At 70.6% G+C, this 13,815-nt stretch carries 11 protein-coding genes and 1 pseudogene; 4 read left to right on the top strand and 8 right to left on the bottom strand.

Features of this window, described 5'->3' with window-relative positions:
* Positions 1–209 precede the first annotated feature (209 nt).
* Positions 210–2,402 (top strand): annotated as a pseudogene (locus ACIQWR_RS20065) (ATP-dependent Clp protease ATP-binding subunit); the annotation flags it as partial.
* Positions 2,403–2,407: 5 nt separating this feature from the next.
* Here ACIQWR_RS20065 and ACIQWR_RS20060 read toward each other — a convergent pair.
* Positions 2,408–2,539: a hypothetical protein gene (locus ACIQWR_RS20060; protein WP_404011103.1), complete on the bottom strand. Its 132-nt coding sequence runs from the start codon at positions 2,537–2,539 to the stop codon at positions 2,408–2,410.
* 13 nt (positions 2,540–2,552) lie between these two features.
* Here ACIQWR_RS20060 and ACIQWR_RS20055 point away from each other — a divergent pair, with 13 nt between their 5' ends.
* Positions 2,553–3,413 (top strand): hypothetical protein, encoded by an 861-nt coding sequence (locus ACIQWR_RS20055; RefSeq protein WP_404011100.1) that lies wholly within the window; start codon positions 2,553–2,555, stop codon positions 3,411–3,413.
* Positions 3,414–4,116: 703 nt separating this feature from the next.
* On the opposite strand, the gene ACIQWR_RS20050 is transcribed toward ACIQWR_RS20055, so the two are convergent.
* The 4 genes from ACIQWR_RS20050 to ACIQWR_RS20035 form a co-directional block, all read right to left on the bottom strand.
* Positions 4,117–4,863, bottom strand: a complete 747-nt coding sequence (locus ACIQWR_RS20050) for a lytic polysaccharide monooxygenase (RefSeq protein WP_404011097.1) — start codon at positions 4,861–4,863, stop codon at positions 4,117–4,119.
* Between the two features lie 77 nt (positions 4,864–4,940).
* Entirely contained in the window at positions 4,941–6,314 is a 1,374-nt protein-coding gene (locus tag ACIQWR_RS20045) for a fibronectin type III domain-containing protein (protein ID WP_404011095.1), read from the bottom strand.
* Between the two features lie 170 nt (positions 6,315–6,484).
* Entirely contained in the window at positions 6,485–6,646 is a 162-nt protein-coding gene (locus tag ACIQWR_RS20040) for a hypothetical protein (protein WP_404011092.1), read from the bottom strand.
* A 59-nt stretch (positions 6,647–6,705) separates the two neighbouring features.
* Entirely contained in the window at positions 6,706–8,496 is a 1,791-nt protein-coding gene (locus tag ACIQWR_RS20035) for a cellulose binding domain-containing protein (protein ID WP_404011090.1), read from the bottom strand.
* A gap of 701 nt (positions 8,497–9,197) precedes the next feature.
* On the opposite strand from ACIQWR_RS20035, the gene lepB reads away from it, so the two are divergent.
* Positions 9,198–9,821, top strand: coding sequence for a signal peptidase I (gene lepB, locus ACIQWR_RS20030; RefSeq protein ID WP_404011088.1), 624 nt, complete (start codon positions 9,198–9,200; stop codon positions 9,819–9,821).
* Between the two features lie 94 nt (positions 9,822–9,915).
* Here the strand turns inward: lepB and ACIQWR_RS20025 are convergent, their stop codons facing one another.
* Positions 9,916–11,277 carry a choice-of-anchor A family protein gene (locus tag ACIQWR_RS20025; protein WP_404011085.1) on the bottom strand — a complete coding sequence of 454 codons (1,362 nt, stop codon included), beginning with the start codon at positions 11,275–11,277 and terminating at the stop codon, positions 9,916–9,918.
* A gap of 254 nt (positions 11,278–11,531) precedes the next feature.
* Here ACIQWR_RS20025 and ACIQWR_RS20020 point away from each other — a divergent pair, with 254 nt between their 5' ends.
* Complete coding sequence (locus ACIQWR_RS20020) at positions 11,532–12,197, top strand: response regulator (protein WP_404011083.1); 666 nt, start codon at positions 11,532–11,534, stop codon at positions 12,195–12,197.
* Positions 12,198–12,231: 34 nt separating this feature from the next.
* Here ACIQWR_RS20020 and ACIQWR_RS20015 read toward each other — a convergent pair whose 3' ends face one another.
* Both ACIQWR_RS20015 and ACIQWR_RS20010 read right to left on the bottom strand, forming a co-directional pair.
* Complete coding sequence (locus tag ACIQWR_RS20015; protein ID WP_404011080.1) at positions 12,232–12,939, bottom strand: peptidoglycan-binding protein; 708 nt, start codon at positions 12,937–12,939, stop codon at positions 12,232–12,234.
* A 107-nt stretch (positions 12,940–13,046) separates the two neighbouring features.
* The gene (locus ACIQWR_RS20010; protein ID WP_404011077.1) at positions 13,047–13,760 is read right to left on the bottom strand and encodes a response regulator transcription factor; all 714 of its coding nucleotides are present in this window, start codon (positions 13,758–13,760) and stop codon (positions 13,047–13,049) included.
* Positions 13,761–13,815: the final 55 nt, after the last annotated feature.

Below are 13,815 nucleotides of genomic sequence, written 5' to 3'. Positions count from 1 at the left end.
GGGCATTTGTCATCCGGGGTCTGCGGCCGATCAACCTTTGGCCTACGGAGAGGAGCCTCCGCGGCGGAATTCGGTTGAACCGGCGACGATCAACCAGATGCCCCGGGAGTCAACTTTCTTCTCGCCCAAGGCACCTGTGGATCTCGGACACTGGACCCACCTGTGGTCGCGCGCGGCCGGGCACGGGAGACGACCCATGTGAGGAGAACCGGCGAGTGAGCACTCCCGACCCGGAGGACCAGTGCGAGGCGCTGGAGAAGTTCGGCACCGACTTCACGGCGGCGGCCCGTGAGGGCAAGCTCGACCCGGTGATCGGCCGGGACCAGGAGATCCGCCGGGTGGTGCAGGTGCTCTCGCGCCGCACGAAGAACAACCCGGTGCTGATCGGCGAGCCGGGCGTGGGCAAGACGGCCGTGGTCGAGGGCCTCGCGCAGCGGATCGTCAAGGGCGATGTCCCCGAGTCCCTGAAGAACAAGCGGCTGATCTCGCTCGATCTGGGCGCGATGATCGCGGGAGCCAAATTCCGCGGCGAGTTCGAGGAACGCATGAAGGCGGTTCTCGCGGAGATCAAATCCAGCGACGGACAGATCGTCACCTTCATCGACGAACTCCACACCGTGGTGGGCGCCGGCGCCATCGGCGATTCCGCGATGGACGCGGGCAACATGCTCAAGCCGATGCTGGCCCGCGGCGAATTGCACATGGTCGGCGCGACGACGCTGGACGAATACCGTGAGCGGATCGAGAAGGATCCCGCGCTGGAGCGGCGTTTCCAGCAGGTTCTCGTCCCCGAACCCTCGGTGGACGACGCCGTCGCGATCCTGCGCGGGCTCAAGGGACGGTACGAGGCGCACCACAAGGTGGTCATCAACGACAGCGCGCTGGTGGCGGCGGCCACCCTGTCGGACCGCTACATCACCTCCCGCTTCCTGCCGGACAAGGCGATCGACCTCGTCGACGAGGCGGCGTCGCGGCTACGGATGGAGATCGACTCCTCGCCGGTCGAGATCGACGAGCTCCAGCGCTCCGTGGACCGGCTGCGGATGGAGGAACTGGCGCTGAAGAACGAGTCGGACCCGGCCTCGCGCGAGCGGCTGGTGAAGCTCCGCAGGGACCTCGCGAACAAGGACGAGGAGCTGCGCGGTCTGAACGCCCGCTGGGAGAAGGAGAAGCGGTCCCTCAACCGGGTCGGCGAGCTGAAGGAGCGCCTCGACGACCTGCGCGGCCAGGCCGAACGCGCTCAGCGCGACGGCGACTTCGACACCGCCTCCCGGCTCGTCTACGCCGAGATCCCCGCGCTCGAAGGGGAGGTGGACGAGGCCGCCGAAGCCGAACGGGAGGCCGCCCGCCTCCTCGACCCCTCCGAACAGATGGTCAAGGAGGAGGTAGGTCCGGACGACATCGCGGACGTGGTGGGCGCCTGGACCGGGATCCCGGCCGGGCGGCTGTTGGAGGGCGAGACGCGGAAGCTGCTGCGGATGGAGGAGGAGCTGGGCCGTCGTCTGATCGGCCAGGGCGAGGCCGTCCGCGCGGTGTCGGACGCGGTACGCCGCACGCGGGCCGGGATCGCGGACCCGGACCGGCCGACGGGCTCGTTCCTCTTCCTCGGGCCGACGGGCGTGGGCAAGACGGAGCTGGCGAAGGCCCTCGCGGACTTCCTCTTCGACGACGAGCGGGCGATGGTCCGGATCGACATGTCGGAGTACAGCGAGAAGCACAGCGTGGCCCGGCTCGTCGGCGCCCCGCCCGGCTACGTCGGCTACGAGGAGGGCGGCCAGCTGACGGAGGCCGTGCGCCGGCGCCCGTACAGCGTGGTGCTGCTCGACGAGGTGGAGAAGGCGCATCCGGAGATCTTCGACATCCTGCTCCAGGTCCTGGACGACGGGCGACTCACGGACGGTCAGGGCCGGACGGTCGACTTCCGCAACACCATCCTGATCCTGACCTCGAACCTGGGCAGCCAGCACCTGATGGACCCGACGACCAGTGCCGGGGACAAGCGGGCGCGGGTGCTGGAGGCGGTCCGCGGCTCGTTCCGGCCGGAGTTCCTGAACCGCCTCGACGACCAGGTGGTCTTCTCGGCGCTGACCGAGGACGAACTCGGGCACATCGCCGAGCTCCAGATCGCCGGCCTGGCCCGGCGCCTGGCCGACCGCCGCCTGACCCTGGACGTGACCCCGGCCGCCCTGGCCTGGCTCGCCGACAACGGCAACGACCCGGCCTACGGCGCCCGCCCGCTGCGCCGACTGATCCAGACCGCGATCGGCGACCGCCTCGCCAAGGAGATCCTCTCCGGCGACGTCCGTGACGGCGACACCGTCCGCGTCGATGCCGACGACGACCGCCTGTCGATGGGCGTGGACGTGGGCGTGCGGACGGGAGTGCGGACATCGCAGGACTGACCGGTTCAGGCCGACACCTGGTGCCGGGCGCTCGGGGAGGCCGGGGCGGTCACGCGCACCAGGGCGGCGTAGGCCGGGGAGTGTTGGAGCACGATCTGGCGGTCGAGCGCCTCCAGGACCGACACGGCTTCGGCCACCAGCGCCTTCCCGGTGGCGATCGTCCTGCGGCCCGCTCCGTCCTCCCCGCCCTGCCGGTCCTTCCCGGACCTTCGCGCGCCCGGTGGTGGGGCGGATCAGACCGTAAACGAGCAGCACCCTCATCACCGCGATGTCCTCGGCGCGGCGCGTGACCAGGTCCTCGGCCGCCTGCAACCGGCGGATGCCCTTCTTGCCGTAGACGCACCCCTGACGCAGCCACTTGTCGAGGCCCGTGTGCTTGGCCCGCTCGATCGCGGCCTCCTCCGCGCGCATGCCGTCCAGGTAGGCCACGGCGCCACCGGCGCGGGCCGCGCCCATGACGGCCAGGTGCTCCGTGACGAGGGGGCGCAAGTGCCCGGCCAAGGGCTCGCCGCCCGCACCAGGTCCGGTGAGCAGGTCGGCGAGCCGCTCCTCGTCCGAACCCCAGAGCCCGGCCTCGAAGGCGAGCGTGGCCGCCCGCCGTTCGGCCTCGGCCGCCCGGGAAGCGGCCTGCCGCTCCTCCTCGACCGCCCGTGCCCGGTCCGCCGCCGCCTTCGCGAGCCATGCCTCGACCGAGTTGGTGACGGCCGTGACCTTCCGCGCCCGGGCCATGGCGTCCTTGAGGTGGAACGGGTCGCGCCACACGGCGCCGCCCGCTGTCGGCGCGGCCTTGAGCAGCCGGTGCGCCGCGGCGACCGCTTCGGGAGCGAACCGACTGAGATCGGGCACCGCGTCGCCCGTGTTGACGGCGGCGCGCGCGACGCCCGCGACCGGTTCGGCCTTCAGGTAGGCGAGTTCGGTGTCGTCGAGGACATGGGTGCGTCCGACGGCGGCGCGGAGGTTCCTGGCGCCGTCGGTCCTCTGCGCCACCTCCCGCTTGCGCAGGGCCCGTAGCGCGCGGGTATCGCGCGAATGGGCCCAGAGGGGCAGCCGCTCCCGCAGGGTCTTGTCCGCGTCCCGGCGCGCGGCCTCCCGCGCGAGTTCGTCGGCGTAGCTCCGGGCCGAGGCCCGGAAGGTACCGAGGTCCTCCCACTGCACGGCCGCGTCCAGCAGCGCGCCCTGCTGCCGCGCGCCCTCGGAGAAGCCGCTCCCGCGCGGCTGTGGTCCAAGGGCGAGCATCAGTCCGGCGGTGCGCGGATCGACGTGCTCCGGTTTGCCTCCCCAGTCTTCCCGGGCGAGACGGCCCAGGATCCTGCGGTCCTGCGACTCCGCCGCGCGACGGGGTACGGCAACGTGCTCACGCCGTCGTTCGGTGGGTTGTGGGGCATCGAGGTGCTCGGCCATGGCCCATGTCTCCTGATTCCGCGCGTCCGTTGAACCGAGTGGATCGGGCGAAGCGAGAACCGGGACCCGACTCCCCTGGTGCCCGGGGTCCGCGGGGTCCACCGGAGTCCGCGAATCCGCTTCGCGAAGATCATCTACCCGGGAGACGTCGAGCGGCAGGGGCGAAGGTCCTTACGGCATCGGGGCCGCGGGGGTGGCCCCCGCGTCCGGAGGCGGGACGCGGAGCAGCCCGCGACCGTGGTCGCGGGCTGCCATGACAGCGGGGGGCCGAGGCGCGGTGACCGGCCGGCTCCGGGGCCCCCTCCCCCTCAGCTCACTTGAAGTCGACGTCCGAGCAGGAGTAGAAGGCCTCCGAACTCTGCGCGGATCCGTCGGGCTTCTTCAGGCCGTGCCAGATCGTGTAGATCAGGTGCTCGCCCTTCTTCTCCGGCAGCTGCGCGAGGAACGTGAACATCTGCTTGCCGCGCCCGAGGTAGCCGTCCGGCGCCGTCGTGGCCGCGGTGTTGTCGGCGCTCAGGAACGGAGTGGGCTCCAGGTCGTCCCACTTGAGCGGCTTCTTCGGGTCGTAGCCGTCCTTGGTGACGTACATCTCCATGCGGTACGGGTTGTGCAGCGCGCTGATGTCGTACTTCAGCGTGTACTCCCTTCCGCTGGGCAGCTGCGTCGACGGGAAGTCGCTCCGGGGCAGGTCCAGCCCCGCGAAATCGGGCTTGTTGGCGCTGCACAGCTTGCCGTCCGGGATCACCCCGCGGTGCTGCGGGGAGGAGCTCGGCGTCGAGTGGTCCATCGCCTGGCCCTGGACGATCGACTGCCAGTCGTAGACCTGGCCCTTGCTGACCCCCCACGCGGCCGCGCAGGCCGGGTTCGTCGGGTTCTTGGAGCAGGCCACGGACCGGCTGACCGGGTCGCCGGTGGCGCCGTGCGCGGCGGCGGGGGTGACGCCGGTGGCCGTCACCGCCAGTGCGAGGACGACGACCCCCGCGGCGGAGCCGAGCACCGTACCGCGGGAGCGGACGGCGGCGCGCGGGGCGGGGCGGGTGGGAGGGGTGGTGCTGGTCATGTCGGGGCTCCTCGGGCCGGTGGGGGCCGGTACTGGCTCGGTGGGGAAGGGAGGTCGGGGCGGGGGGAAGGGGCGGGTCAGCCGCCGGTGGTGACGGTCTTCTCCGCCGAGAAACCGCTCCAGGTGCCGTCCGCGAGCTTCGCCCGGATCTTCACCTTGAAGGTCTTGCCCGGCTGGGCACCGACCGCGACCTCGCGCTTCGCGGTGCCGGACGGGATCGGCATCACGGCGTCGCCGGTGCCCCACATGAAGGTCTGCGCGAGCTTGCCGTCGATGTGGACCTGGTAGGTGCCGATGGTGCCCTGTCCCTTCGGGACGGACCAGGCGAGGTCGAGGTAGTGCTCCGTGACGCCGCCGTTGTGCTTGCTGCCCGTCGACGCCGTCAGGTCGCCGGGCGCGTTGCCGCCCCCGCCCCCGCCGTCGCCCTTGCCGGTGCGCACGCGGATCTCGTCGGTGGGAGCGGACTCCTTGCCCGAGGAGTTCACCGCGGTGACCTTGAACGCGTACTCCGTGTCCGCGGCCAGTCCCTGCGCCGCGGCCTTGGTCGTCGTACCGCCGTCCACGTCGAGGACCTTCTTCCCGTCCCGGTAGACGCGGTAGCCGCTCACCCCGTCCGCCGAGCCGTCGCCGTCCTTGCCGGGCTGCCAGGCCAGGTCGACCTGGTGGGGACCGTTCGCCTTGCCTTCGAGCTTCTTGGGCAGGATCGGCGCCGGACGGTCCGGGCCCGGGGCCTTCTTCGTACGGAGCTGGATCTCCTTGCCGAAGGGAGAACTCCCCGCCTTGCTGACGGCGCGCACCGTGAAGCGGTAGGCGGTGTCCGGGGTGAGCTTCTCGATGTTGGTCATCGTGATGTCGCCGCCGACCGTCTTGGCGAGCTTGCCGTCCTGGAAGACCTCGTACTTCTCGATCTCCGAGCCGAAGCCGGTGGACGGCTTCCACATCACGTGGACGGTCTGGTGGTCGATGACGTAGGAGCCCATGTCCTGGGGGGCCGTGGGCTTGTCGCGGTCGTGCGCGCCACCGTCCGAGCCGTTGACCTTGCAGCCGGTGATCTGCGGGACCGCCTTGCCGCTGGGGTTGATGCCGACGAGCACCACGCGCTCACCCTGGGGCGGAACGGCTCCCTGGCCCTTCCTGGGCGTCACGGTGACCTTCTTGCCGGTCTGCTTCAGCTCGTACGTCCCCGGGTCGTTGACGGTGGCGAGGCCCTGCGACAGCTCGAACTCCAGCTTCCAGTCCTCGGCCGCGTCCGTGCCCGGGTTGCTGAGGGCCATCCGGCCCGACGCCCACCACTTCGAGGCGCCCTCGGCGACCCCGCAGGTCGTGCGCAGCTGATCGCCCGTGTCCGTGCCGGCGTTGGCCGCGATCGGGACGGCCAGGGCGCCGAGGCCGAGGACGACGGCAGCACTGGTGAGAACAACTCGCTTGCGGGACTTGGGCTTTCGGGACATCGAGACCTCGCGTCGGGACGTGGCGTGCGGGGGGAGGGGATGTCATTGACCATAGAGCCGAAAAGCCACCAAGAGCCCATAAAAGTATGGTTAGGGGTATTTCTTATGCTCGCGTTAAGGACGAGCTCAGGCGCTTTTAGAGCTGGGGCAGTTGGCGCCGCGCGCGCCCTTCAGCCGTTGCCGAGGCGGGCGCACCACACCATGACGACGAGCAGGGCCAGGAGGACCACCAGCTGCCGCCCGGGGTTGGGCAGACGCCGCGAGCCCCGGCCACCGCGCGGGGCGGGGGCGGGGCAGCGGTGGCTCGCGCGGCGGCGGGCGTGCTCGGCCATGGGGTCCTCCTGCCTGCACGTGTCCGTGCCGTGTGGGCCCTGAGAACCGTGCCGGTGCGCTACTTGCGGCCGCCGAACAGGATCTTCGAGAAGTCGAGCGGGCTCTGCTGGATGCCGCTCTGGTCCGGTCCGGCCTGACCGGTGCGGCCGGTCTGGTCGCGGCCGGCGGCCCACATCGACACCATGCCGACCCCGTTCCCGTCGGCCCACTTGCGGAGCGTCTTCGCGTTGTCGAGGGTGAAGATCTCGCCGGCCACGTCGTTGTGTCCGATCATGGGGGTGAAGCCCATCATGCCGTACAGCTGCTGGTCGCTCTTGCCCGGGAAGAACTCCTTGAGCTGGCCCTTCAGGCTGACTCCCGCGTCGATCCCGGCCTTGCCCATGTCGATGCCCGACGGGCCGTAGTCCATCTGCATGATGTTGACCCGGGAGACCTCGACGCCCGCGTCGGTCATGCTCTTGAGCGAGCCCTTGCCGTCCGCGGTGAGGCCGGTCGGCAGGACGGGCAGGGTCGCGCTGATCCACAGCGGGCGGTTGTTCTGCTTGGCCCACGCCTGGACCTTGGCCAGGGCCTTGCCGTTGGCCTGGTTGTTGGGCGTGTTCCCCTCGTTGGGGCCGCCCTCCATGTCGAAGTCGAGCTTGGTCAGGTTGTAGCGGGTGATGACCTCCTCGTACTGCTTGGCGAGCTTGTCGACGTCCTGGCTCGCGCTCCACAGGGTCTTGCCCGCCTGGCCGCCGAAGGAGGCCACGACGTCGTGGCCGGCCGTCCGGATCTCGTTGATCTGCTTGGCCAGGAAGTTGTGCGTGCTGTTGCCCGCCCAGGACGGCTTGCCGGTCTTGGAGTCGGCCTGGAGGAAGGCGAGGGTGACGTCCTCGGCGCCCGTCTGCTTCAGGTAGTCGGCGATGGTCACCGCCTTGCCGTTGAGGGAGATGGTCCCGTCGCCCTGGCCGAGCGTCGGGTCCACGTACGGTGCGCTCTTCGCGAGGTGCGGGTTCTTGGCCGGCGCCACGGGGGTCTCCGGCACGCTGGGGTCGTTCGGGTCGTACTTGGTGCTGAAACCGATCGATCCCGCGTCGGCGCCGGGCTGGAGGGAGCCGCCGTGGATGATGATCATCTTCTGGTCCTCGGACACGGTGACGTCCGCGCCCCAGGGGCCGACCACCTTCGTCCCCGGGTCCACGCCGTAGGCGACGGTCCAGTTCTTGACGGTCTTGCTGCCGCCGTTGTGGAGCTTGACGTTGACCGTCGCGCCACCGTTGTAACTGTTGACCTGGACGTCCGCCGCCAGGGAGCTGTCGGACACCCAGTACTTGCCGGACTCCAGAGGGTCCTTCGGCAGGGCCTTGTGGTCGTCCTGGGCGCTGCTCGCGCCGTCGTCGAAGGTGAAGGCCTGGCCGTTGACGGTGGTGTTGGTGAACGAGATGTCGCTCTTGCCGTCGCCGTTGATCCCGAAGGTGATGCTCGCCTTCTGGCCGGGCTGGATGGTGCCGCCCTCCTTCGCGGCGCTGATCACCCAGTGCTTGCCGTTGTGGGAGGCGGTGGCGCCGTAGTTCATCTGGACGGCGGAGGCCCCGTCGAGGTCGAACTCGATCTTCCAGTCGCTGACCGGCTTGTCGGTGTGGTTGGTGATGTCGAACTGGCCGTTCTTGTACCAGGCGCTACCGGTGAGCTTCCCGCCGGCTTCGACTCCAACGGCCGCCGTGGCCTTGAGGGTCGTCCCCTGCGCCTGGGGCGGCTTGGGCGCGTCGGTGGGCGCCGTGGCCAGGGCGGTGCTGACCGCTCCGGCGGTCAGGAGGCCCGCCGTGCACAGGCCGATGATGAGGCGGCTCGGCTTCTTGATGGTCGTCATGCGCTTCTCCCTGAAAGTGGATTTCTGCGTGCGGGCAGAGTGAGCAGCCGCATGGGGCTGCGCCGATTTCGAATGGGTTGCACCTGCGCTTCTGGCCGTTCGCAACAGAAAGACGCGGCAACTGCATGAAGTGACGCTCCGCCGGATTCCTCCGCGATGCGGTCACTCGAATGACGCTAACACCGGGAATTACTCACGATCGACGGTTTTCAACGTTCGCCTACGTGGCATCACCAATCGGGTGACAAAACCTCACCGGCGAATATGGCAAAGGATTGTTAAACCGGTGCGGTGTGGTGCGGCGCGGCGCACGGGGAAGTCGGGCACGCGTGCGATCGGACCGCGGCGGAGCGGTAGGGTAATCGCGTCGAAAGGTCGAGTGGACATGAACAAGCCGCGTCGGGTCCGTGGGTAGCCGAGGCCGGCGCGAGAGCGGCCGCACCAGGACGGACAGGGCGGCCGGGACGACGGCCCGCACCGCGGTGAACGCTCCCGCGGGGCGCCGCAGGGGCACCCGGCGGGGCGCGTCGCTCCGACCGCCCCGCGCACGCGTACGGCCCGACCAGCCCTTTCGGGCTGGTCGGGCCGTACCTGCGGGGCGGCGCCGGAGGGTCGACCGTCCCGCGGGGCGTCGGATCCCCGGTCGCAACGCGCGCCGCCGGATCCTCAAGAAGATCTCCGCGCGCAGGCGCCGTTCGGTCGTGCTCGACGCTCTGGTCCTGCTGTGCACCGGGCTGCTCATCGCCCTGGGTGTGAAGACGTTCCTCGTCCAGACCTTCTCGATTCCGTCGGAATCAATGCAGCACACATTGGAGATAGGCGACGTCGTCCTCGTCGACAAATTGACGCCGTGGTTCGCCGCCAAGCCTGCCCGCGGCGAAGTGGTGGTCTTCCGGGATCCCGGCAACTGGGTTCCGCCGAAGGAAAAGGAGGCCGAGCCGGATTCCGGGGTCGTAAGGCTCTTCAACGAGAGTCTTGCATTCGTCGGATTGCGTCCGCCGAGTAATGGGCAGCACGTGATCAAACGGGTCATCGCCGTCGGCGGGGACGTCGTCGAATGCAAGAAGGACGGACCGGTCACGGTAAACGGCCACGCGTTGGACGAGCCGTACCTCTATCCGATGAACAGGCCGTGCGGCGACAAGCCGTTCGGCCCCCTGACGGTCCCCCGGGGCCGCATCTGGGTCATGGGGGACCATCGGGAGCGATCCGCGGACTCCCGCTACCACCTGGGCGACGAGGGTCAGGGCACCGTGTCGGAGGGCGATGTCGTCGGGCGGGCCCTCGTCATCGCCTGGCCCTTCGGCAGATGGGGCTCGATCTGACGCGCACGGCGCGCCCGTGGCCACAGCGGTGGACGCGGGCGACCGGGCCCGTGTCCGGGCCCGGTCGCGTCTTCGCCGTACGGGGCCCGCCGGGTCAGCGGCGGCCGGCGCGGCGGCGCAGGGCGGCCGTGGCCAGGCAGGCGCCGCCGACGAGGAGGGCGCCGACCGCACCGAGCACGATCTTGGAGTCGACCCCGCCGCCCGTGGTGGCGAGCGAGCCGTCGGCGTTGCCGGACGGCTGGGCCGACGGCGAGGCGGAGCCGGACGGGGTGGCACCCGAGGGCTTCGTGGAGGGCTCCGCGCCCGGCTTCGTGGTGGCGGGCTCGGACGGGGTGGGCTTCGGGGCGGGCGGCAGGGTGGTGCTGGTCGGGCTCGGCTTCGGGGCCGGCGGGATCGGCTGCCCGGTGCCGCCGCCTCCCGTGCCGGGCAGGCAGCCGCGGAAGTTCATCTGGTGGGTCTCGGCGCCGGGGACGGAGGTGAGCCGCTTGGCTATGACCGAACCGTTGACGTGGCCCGGGCCCGTCTGTCCCGCGCCCCCCGCGCCCCCCGATCCCTTGGAGCCGAGCTCGACGGCGGCGTTCGGAGCCAGGATGGTGCCCGGCCAGGAGGTGTGGTTCTTCTTGACGGACGTGGCCTGCGGGAAGTTCCACAGCAGCCGGGAGCGGATGTCCTTGAACTGCTCGGAGCCGGCGGCGTAGTCGTCCATGACGAACTTCTTGGCCTGCGGGTCCCACAGCTCGACCCCGTACAGGTGGCCCGCCGACATGTCGTAGCCGGAGCCGAGGACGTTGACGAGGGTGCTGGAGCCGGCCGGGACCTTCAGCGCGATCCGGTCGGTCTTCTGGAGTTCGGCGGCGTCCACAGTGAAGACGTTCAGCTTGGCGTCCTCACCGGTCAGCAGCAGGGACTTGGAGCCCTCGGGCCGACTGACCGAGCCGGTGCCCTTGAGCGCGGCCCAGGAGTTCGAACCCGCCCGCAGTGTGGCGAACGCCTTGCCGAAGTCGACGGGCGAGGCGCCCTTGGCGTGCTTGCCGTCGATGGCGAACCCGCCGGGCTTGTTGGCGTTCTTCAGCGAGCCGTAGACGCCGGCGCCCTTGCCGATGACGACCTGGTTGGCCGTCAGTTCGCCGCCGACGACGAGGGACTTGCCACCCGGCAGGGCCGCCAGGTCGGCGGCGGTGAGCTTGGCGCCCACCGAGAAGCCCTGGCCGATCGCGGCGTCACCGAAGGTGGCGTTGCCGCCGACGGCGACGGCGCCCTCCGAGTCGGCGTACCGGACGGCGTCGCCCTCGACGAACTCCGCGTAGGTGCCCGCCACTCCGAGCGGTCCGGCGGCGCCCTGGGCGCAGACCGGTGGGGCCGCGACGGCCGCGGTGGCCGTCGCGGCGGGGACGAGGGCGAGGGTGCCGGTGGCGACCGCGGCGACGGCGGTGGCGAGGGCGGTGGAGGCGCGCATGAAGGAACTCCCGTTCGAACGGGCGGCTTGGGAGGGGGACGGATCGACCATCCATCACACGCGATCTTGACGTCAAATGCTTACATTCCCGACAGATCGGACTAAGCATTCTTAAGTTCCTTAATTGGATCTAAAGTGTGATGGAGGTCACCCACCCCCGCCCGCACCGTCTCGCCGAAAGCGCCCCAGCCTGATAACAGTTGATCGAAATGCCCTTATGTCCACATGTCCGCTCAACAGAAGGAACGGCTCCCATGGGCCTAGACGTACGTGTCCTTGTCGTCGACGATCAGCCGATCACTCGGTCCGGACTCACCTGCATCGTCGATTCCCTGCCGGGGTACACGGTCGTGGCCGAGGCCGGGGACGGCATCGAGGCGGTCGCCCGGGCCCGCGAACACGAGGTCGCACTGGCCCTCGTGGACCTGCGGATGCCACGGGTCGACGGCGTGGAGACGACCAGGCGGCTGATGCGCGCCCAGGAGCCGCCGCGGATCATCGTCATGACCTCGTTCAGCGTGAACGACCAGGCCCTGGAGGCGCTGGAGGCCGGCGCGTGCGGGTTCGTGACCAAGGACGTCCGCAGCGAGGAACTGCACCGCGCCATGGACTCGGTCATGCACGGCGGCACGCTCGTCTCGCCGGACATGCTCGGCTACATGGTGACCAGGGCGACGCGGAGCACGGCTGCGGTACCCGCGGAGCGCCGCGCGGAGCTGCTGTCCCGGCTCAACGAGTCCGAACGCCACGTCCTGGCGCTGATCGGCGCGGGCCTGAGCAACGCCCAGATCGCGGCCCGACTCTTCCTGTCCGTCTCCAGCATCAAGGCGCGGGTCTCCCGCCTGCTGCAGCGGCTGGAGCTGGACAACCGCACCCAGGCCGCGGTCGTCGCGCACGAGTTGGACCTGCTGGGGGACTGAACGGACTGGACCGGGGGTGCTCGACGGGGCCGGGTCAGCCCAGGCCGAACGCCGCCCGGGTGTGGGGGCCGTAGATGCCCGACGGGTCACCCGTCAGGCCGCGGTCGCTCTGCAGCTTCGCGACCCCGAGCCGGGTCTGCTCGCCGTACACGCCGTCGACCGGGACGAAGGTGAACCCCTGCCCGTACAGCCGCTGTTGGAGCGAACGCACCTCGGCGCCCCGGTCGCCCGGACGCAGGGTGCCGTCGGACGGCGCCGGCGAGGGCGGTACGGGGGGCACGGGCGGGCCGGGGGTGTGCGAGCCGGGATCACCGTCCGGGCTGCGCCCGCCCCCGTCGGACCCCGCGCCCTGCGGCGTCGCGGAACCGGCCCGGTCGGCCGCGGCGGAGCCGCCCTGCGGCGCCGGGCTCCCGCCGGGGCCCGTCGAGGGCGAACCGGCGGCGGAGGAGGCGGCGGAACCGGGGCTGTGCGCACCGGCCGATCCCGACGCGGCGGCCGGGCCGAGGTTCTCGCGCAGCGGTCCGTCGGGGGCGCTCGCGCCCCGGTCCGCCGATCCCGTCAGCCCGCCGCCACCGCTCGCGAGGAAGAGCGCGCCGCCGCCGAACACCAGCAGGGTGCCGGCCGCACAGAGCGGAACGCGCCAGCGTTCCGCTCTGGAGAGCCGCCGTCGGCTGGCGAGCCCACCGACGTCCAGCACCATCGTCCCGGACTGCTCGGACTGATCGGACTGCTCGGATTCCACGGAGTGCTCGGATCGCTCAGATCGCTCGGACCGGTCGGCCACCGCCCACCACCGCCCCTTGTCCCTATATATGTTGATACATACCGTTGGGACAGGATACTCACGGGCTACGCCTGCCCGGCCAACCCGGTCTCGTTCGCCACCAGGGCCGCCTGGGTCCGGTTCTCCAGGTGCAGTTTGCTCAGCAGGCGCGAAACGTACGTCTTCACGCTCGCCCGGGACAGGTGGAGTTCCTTGGCGATCTGCGCGTTCTCGAAGCCGTGCCCCAGCAGTTGCAGCACGTGCCGTTCACTGTCGTTGAGCAGCCGGATGCGGTGGTGGGCACGGGCGAACTGGGCCTCGCAGCCGGACGTACGGTTCATCAGCCCGCCGAAGACCTCGGGTGCGATGGCGCAGCCGTCGGCGAGGACGTGGCAGAGCACGGCGCCCAGCAGTCCGGCGTCGAGGTCGCGGGTGACGAAGCCGCGGGCGCCCGCGTCCAGGGCCTCGTCGAGCCCGTCGCGGCAACCGGCGCCGGTGAGCAGCACCACCTTGGGCGGGCGCGGCAGGAGGCCGCCGAGCCGGTCGGCGCGCAGTCCCAGGCTACGGGCCAGGGCCAGGTCCATGACGACCAGTTCGGGTTCCGTGCCGCGCAGCAGCCGGGTCACCTCGGCGGGAGTACCGGCCTCGGCGACCACCTCGTACCGGTCCAGCTCCTCCTCCAGCGCGCGGCGCAGTCCGGCGCGGAACATCGGGTCGGCGTCGGCGATGAGAACGGTGCGCCGATTCTCCTGCTGCATTGCGTCCACCGGTGCTCCGGGAAGTTCCGCCGTCAAGTTCATGATCACATTGTCCCCCGCGCCGACTTAGGATCGGCGTAACGAATTCTTAAATGCA

Source organism: Streptomyces sp. NPDC098789, from assembly GCF_044759975.1.
In the GTDB taxonomy this organism is placed as follows: domain Bacteria; phylum Actinomycetota; class Actinomycetes; order Streptomycetales; family Streptomycetaceae; genus Streptomyces.
This window is presented reverse-complemented; position numbering and strand designations above follow the sequence as displayed.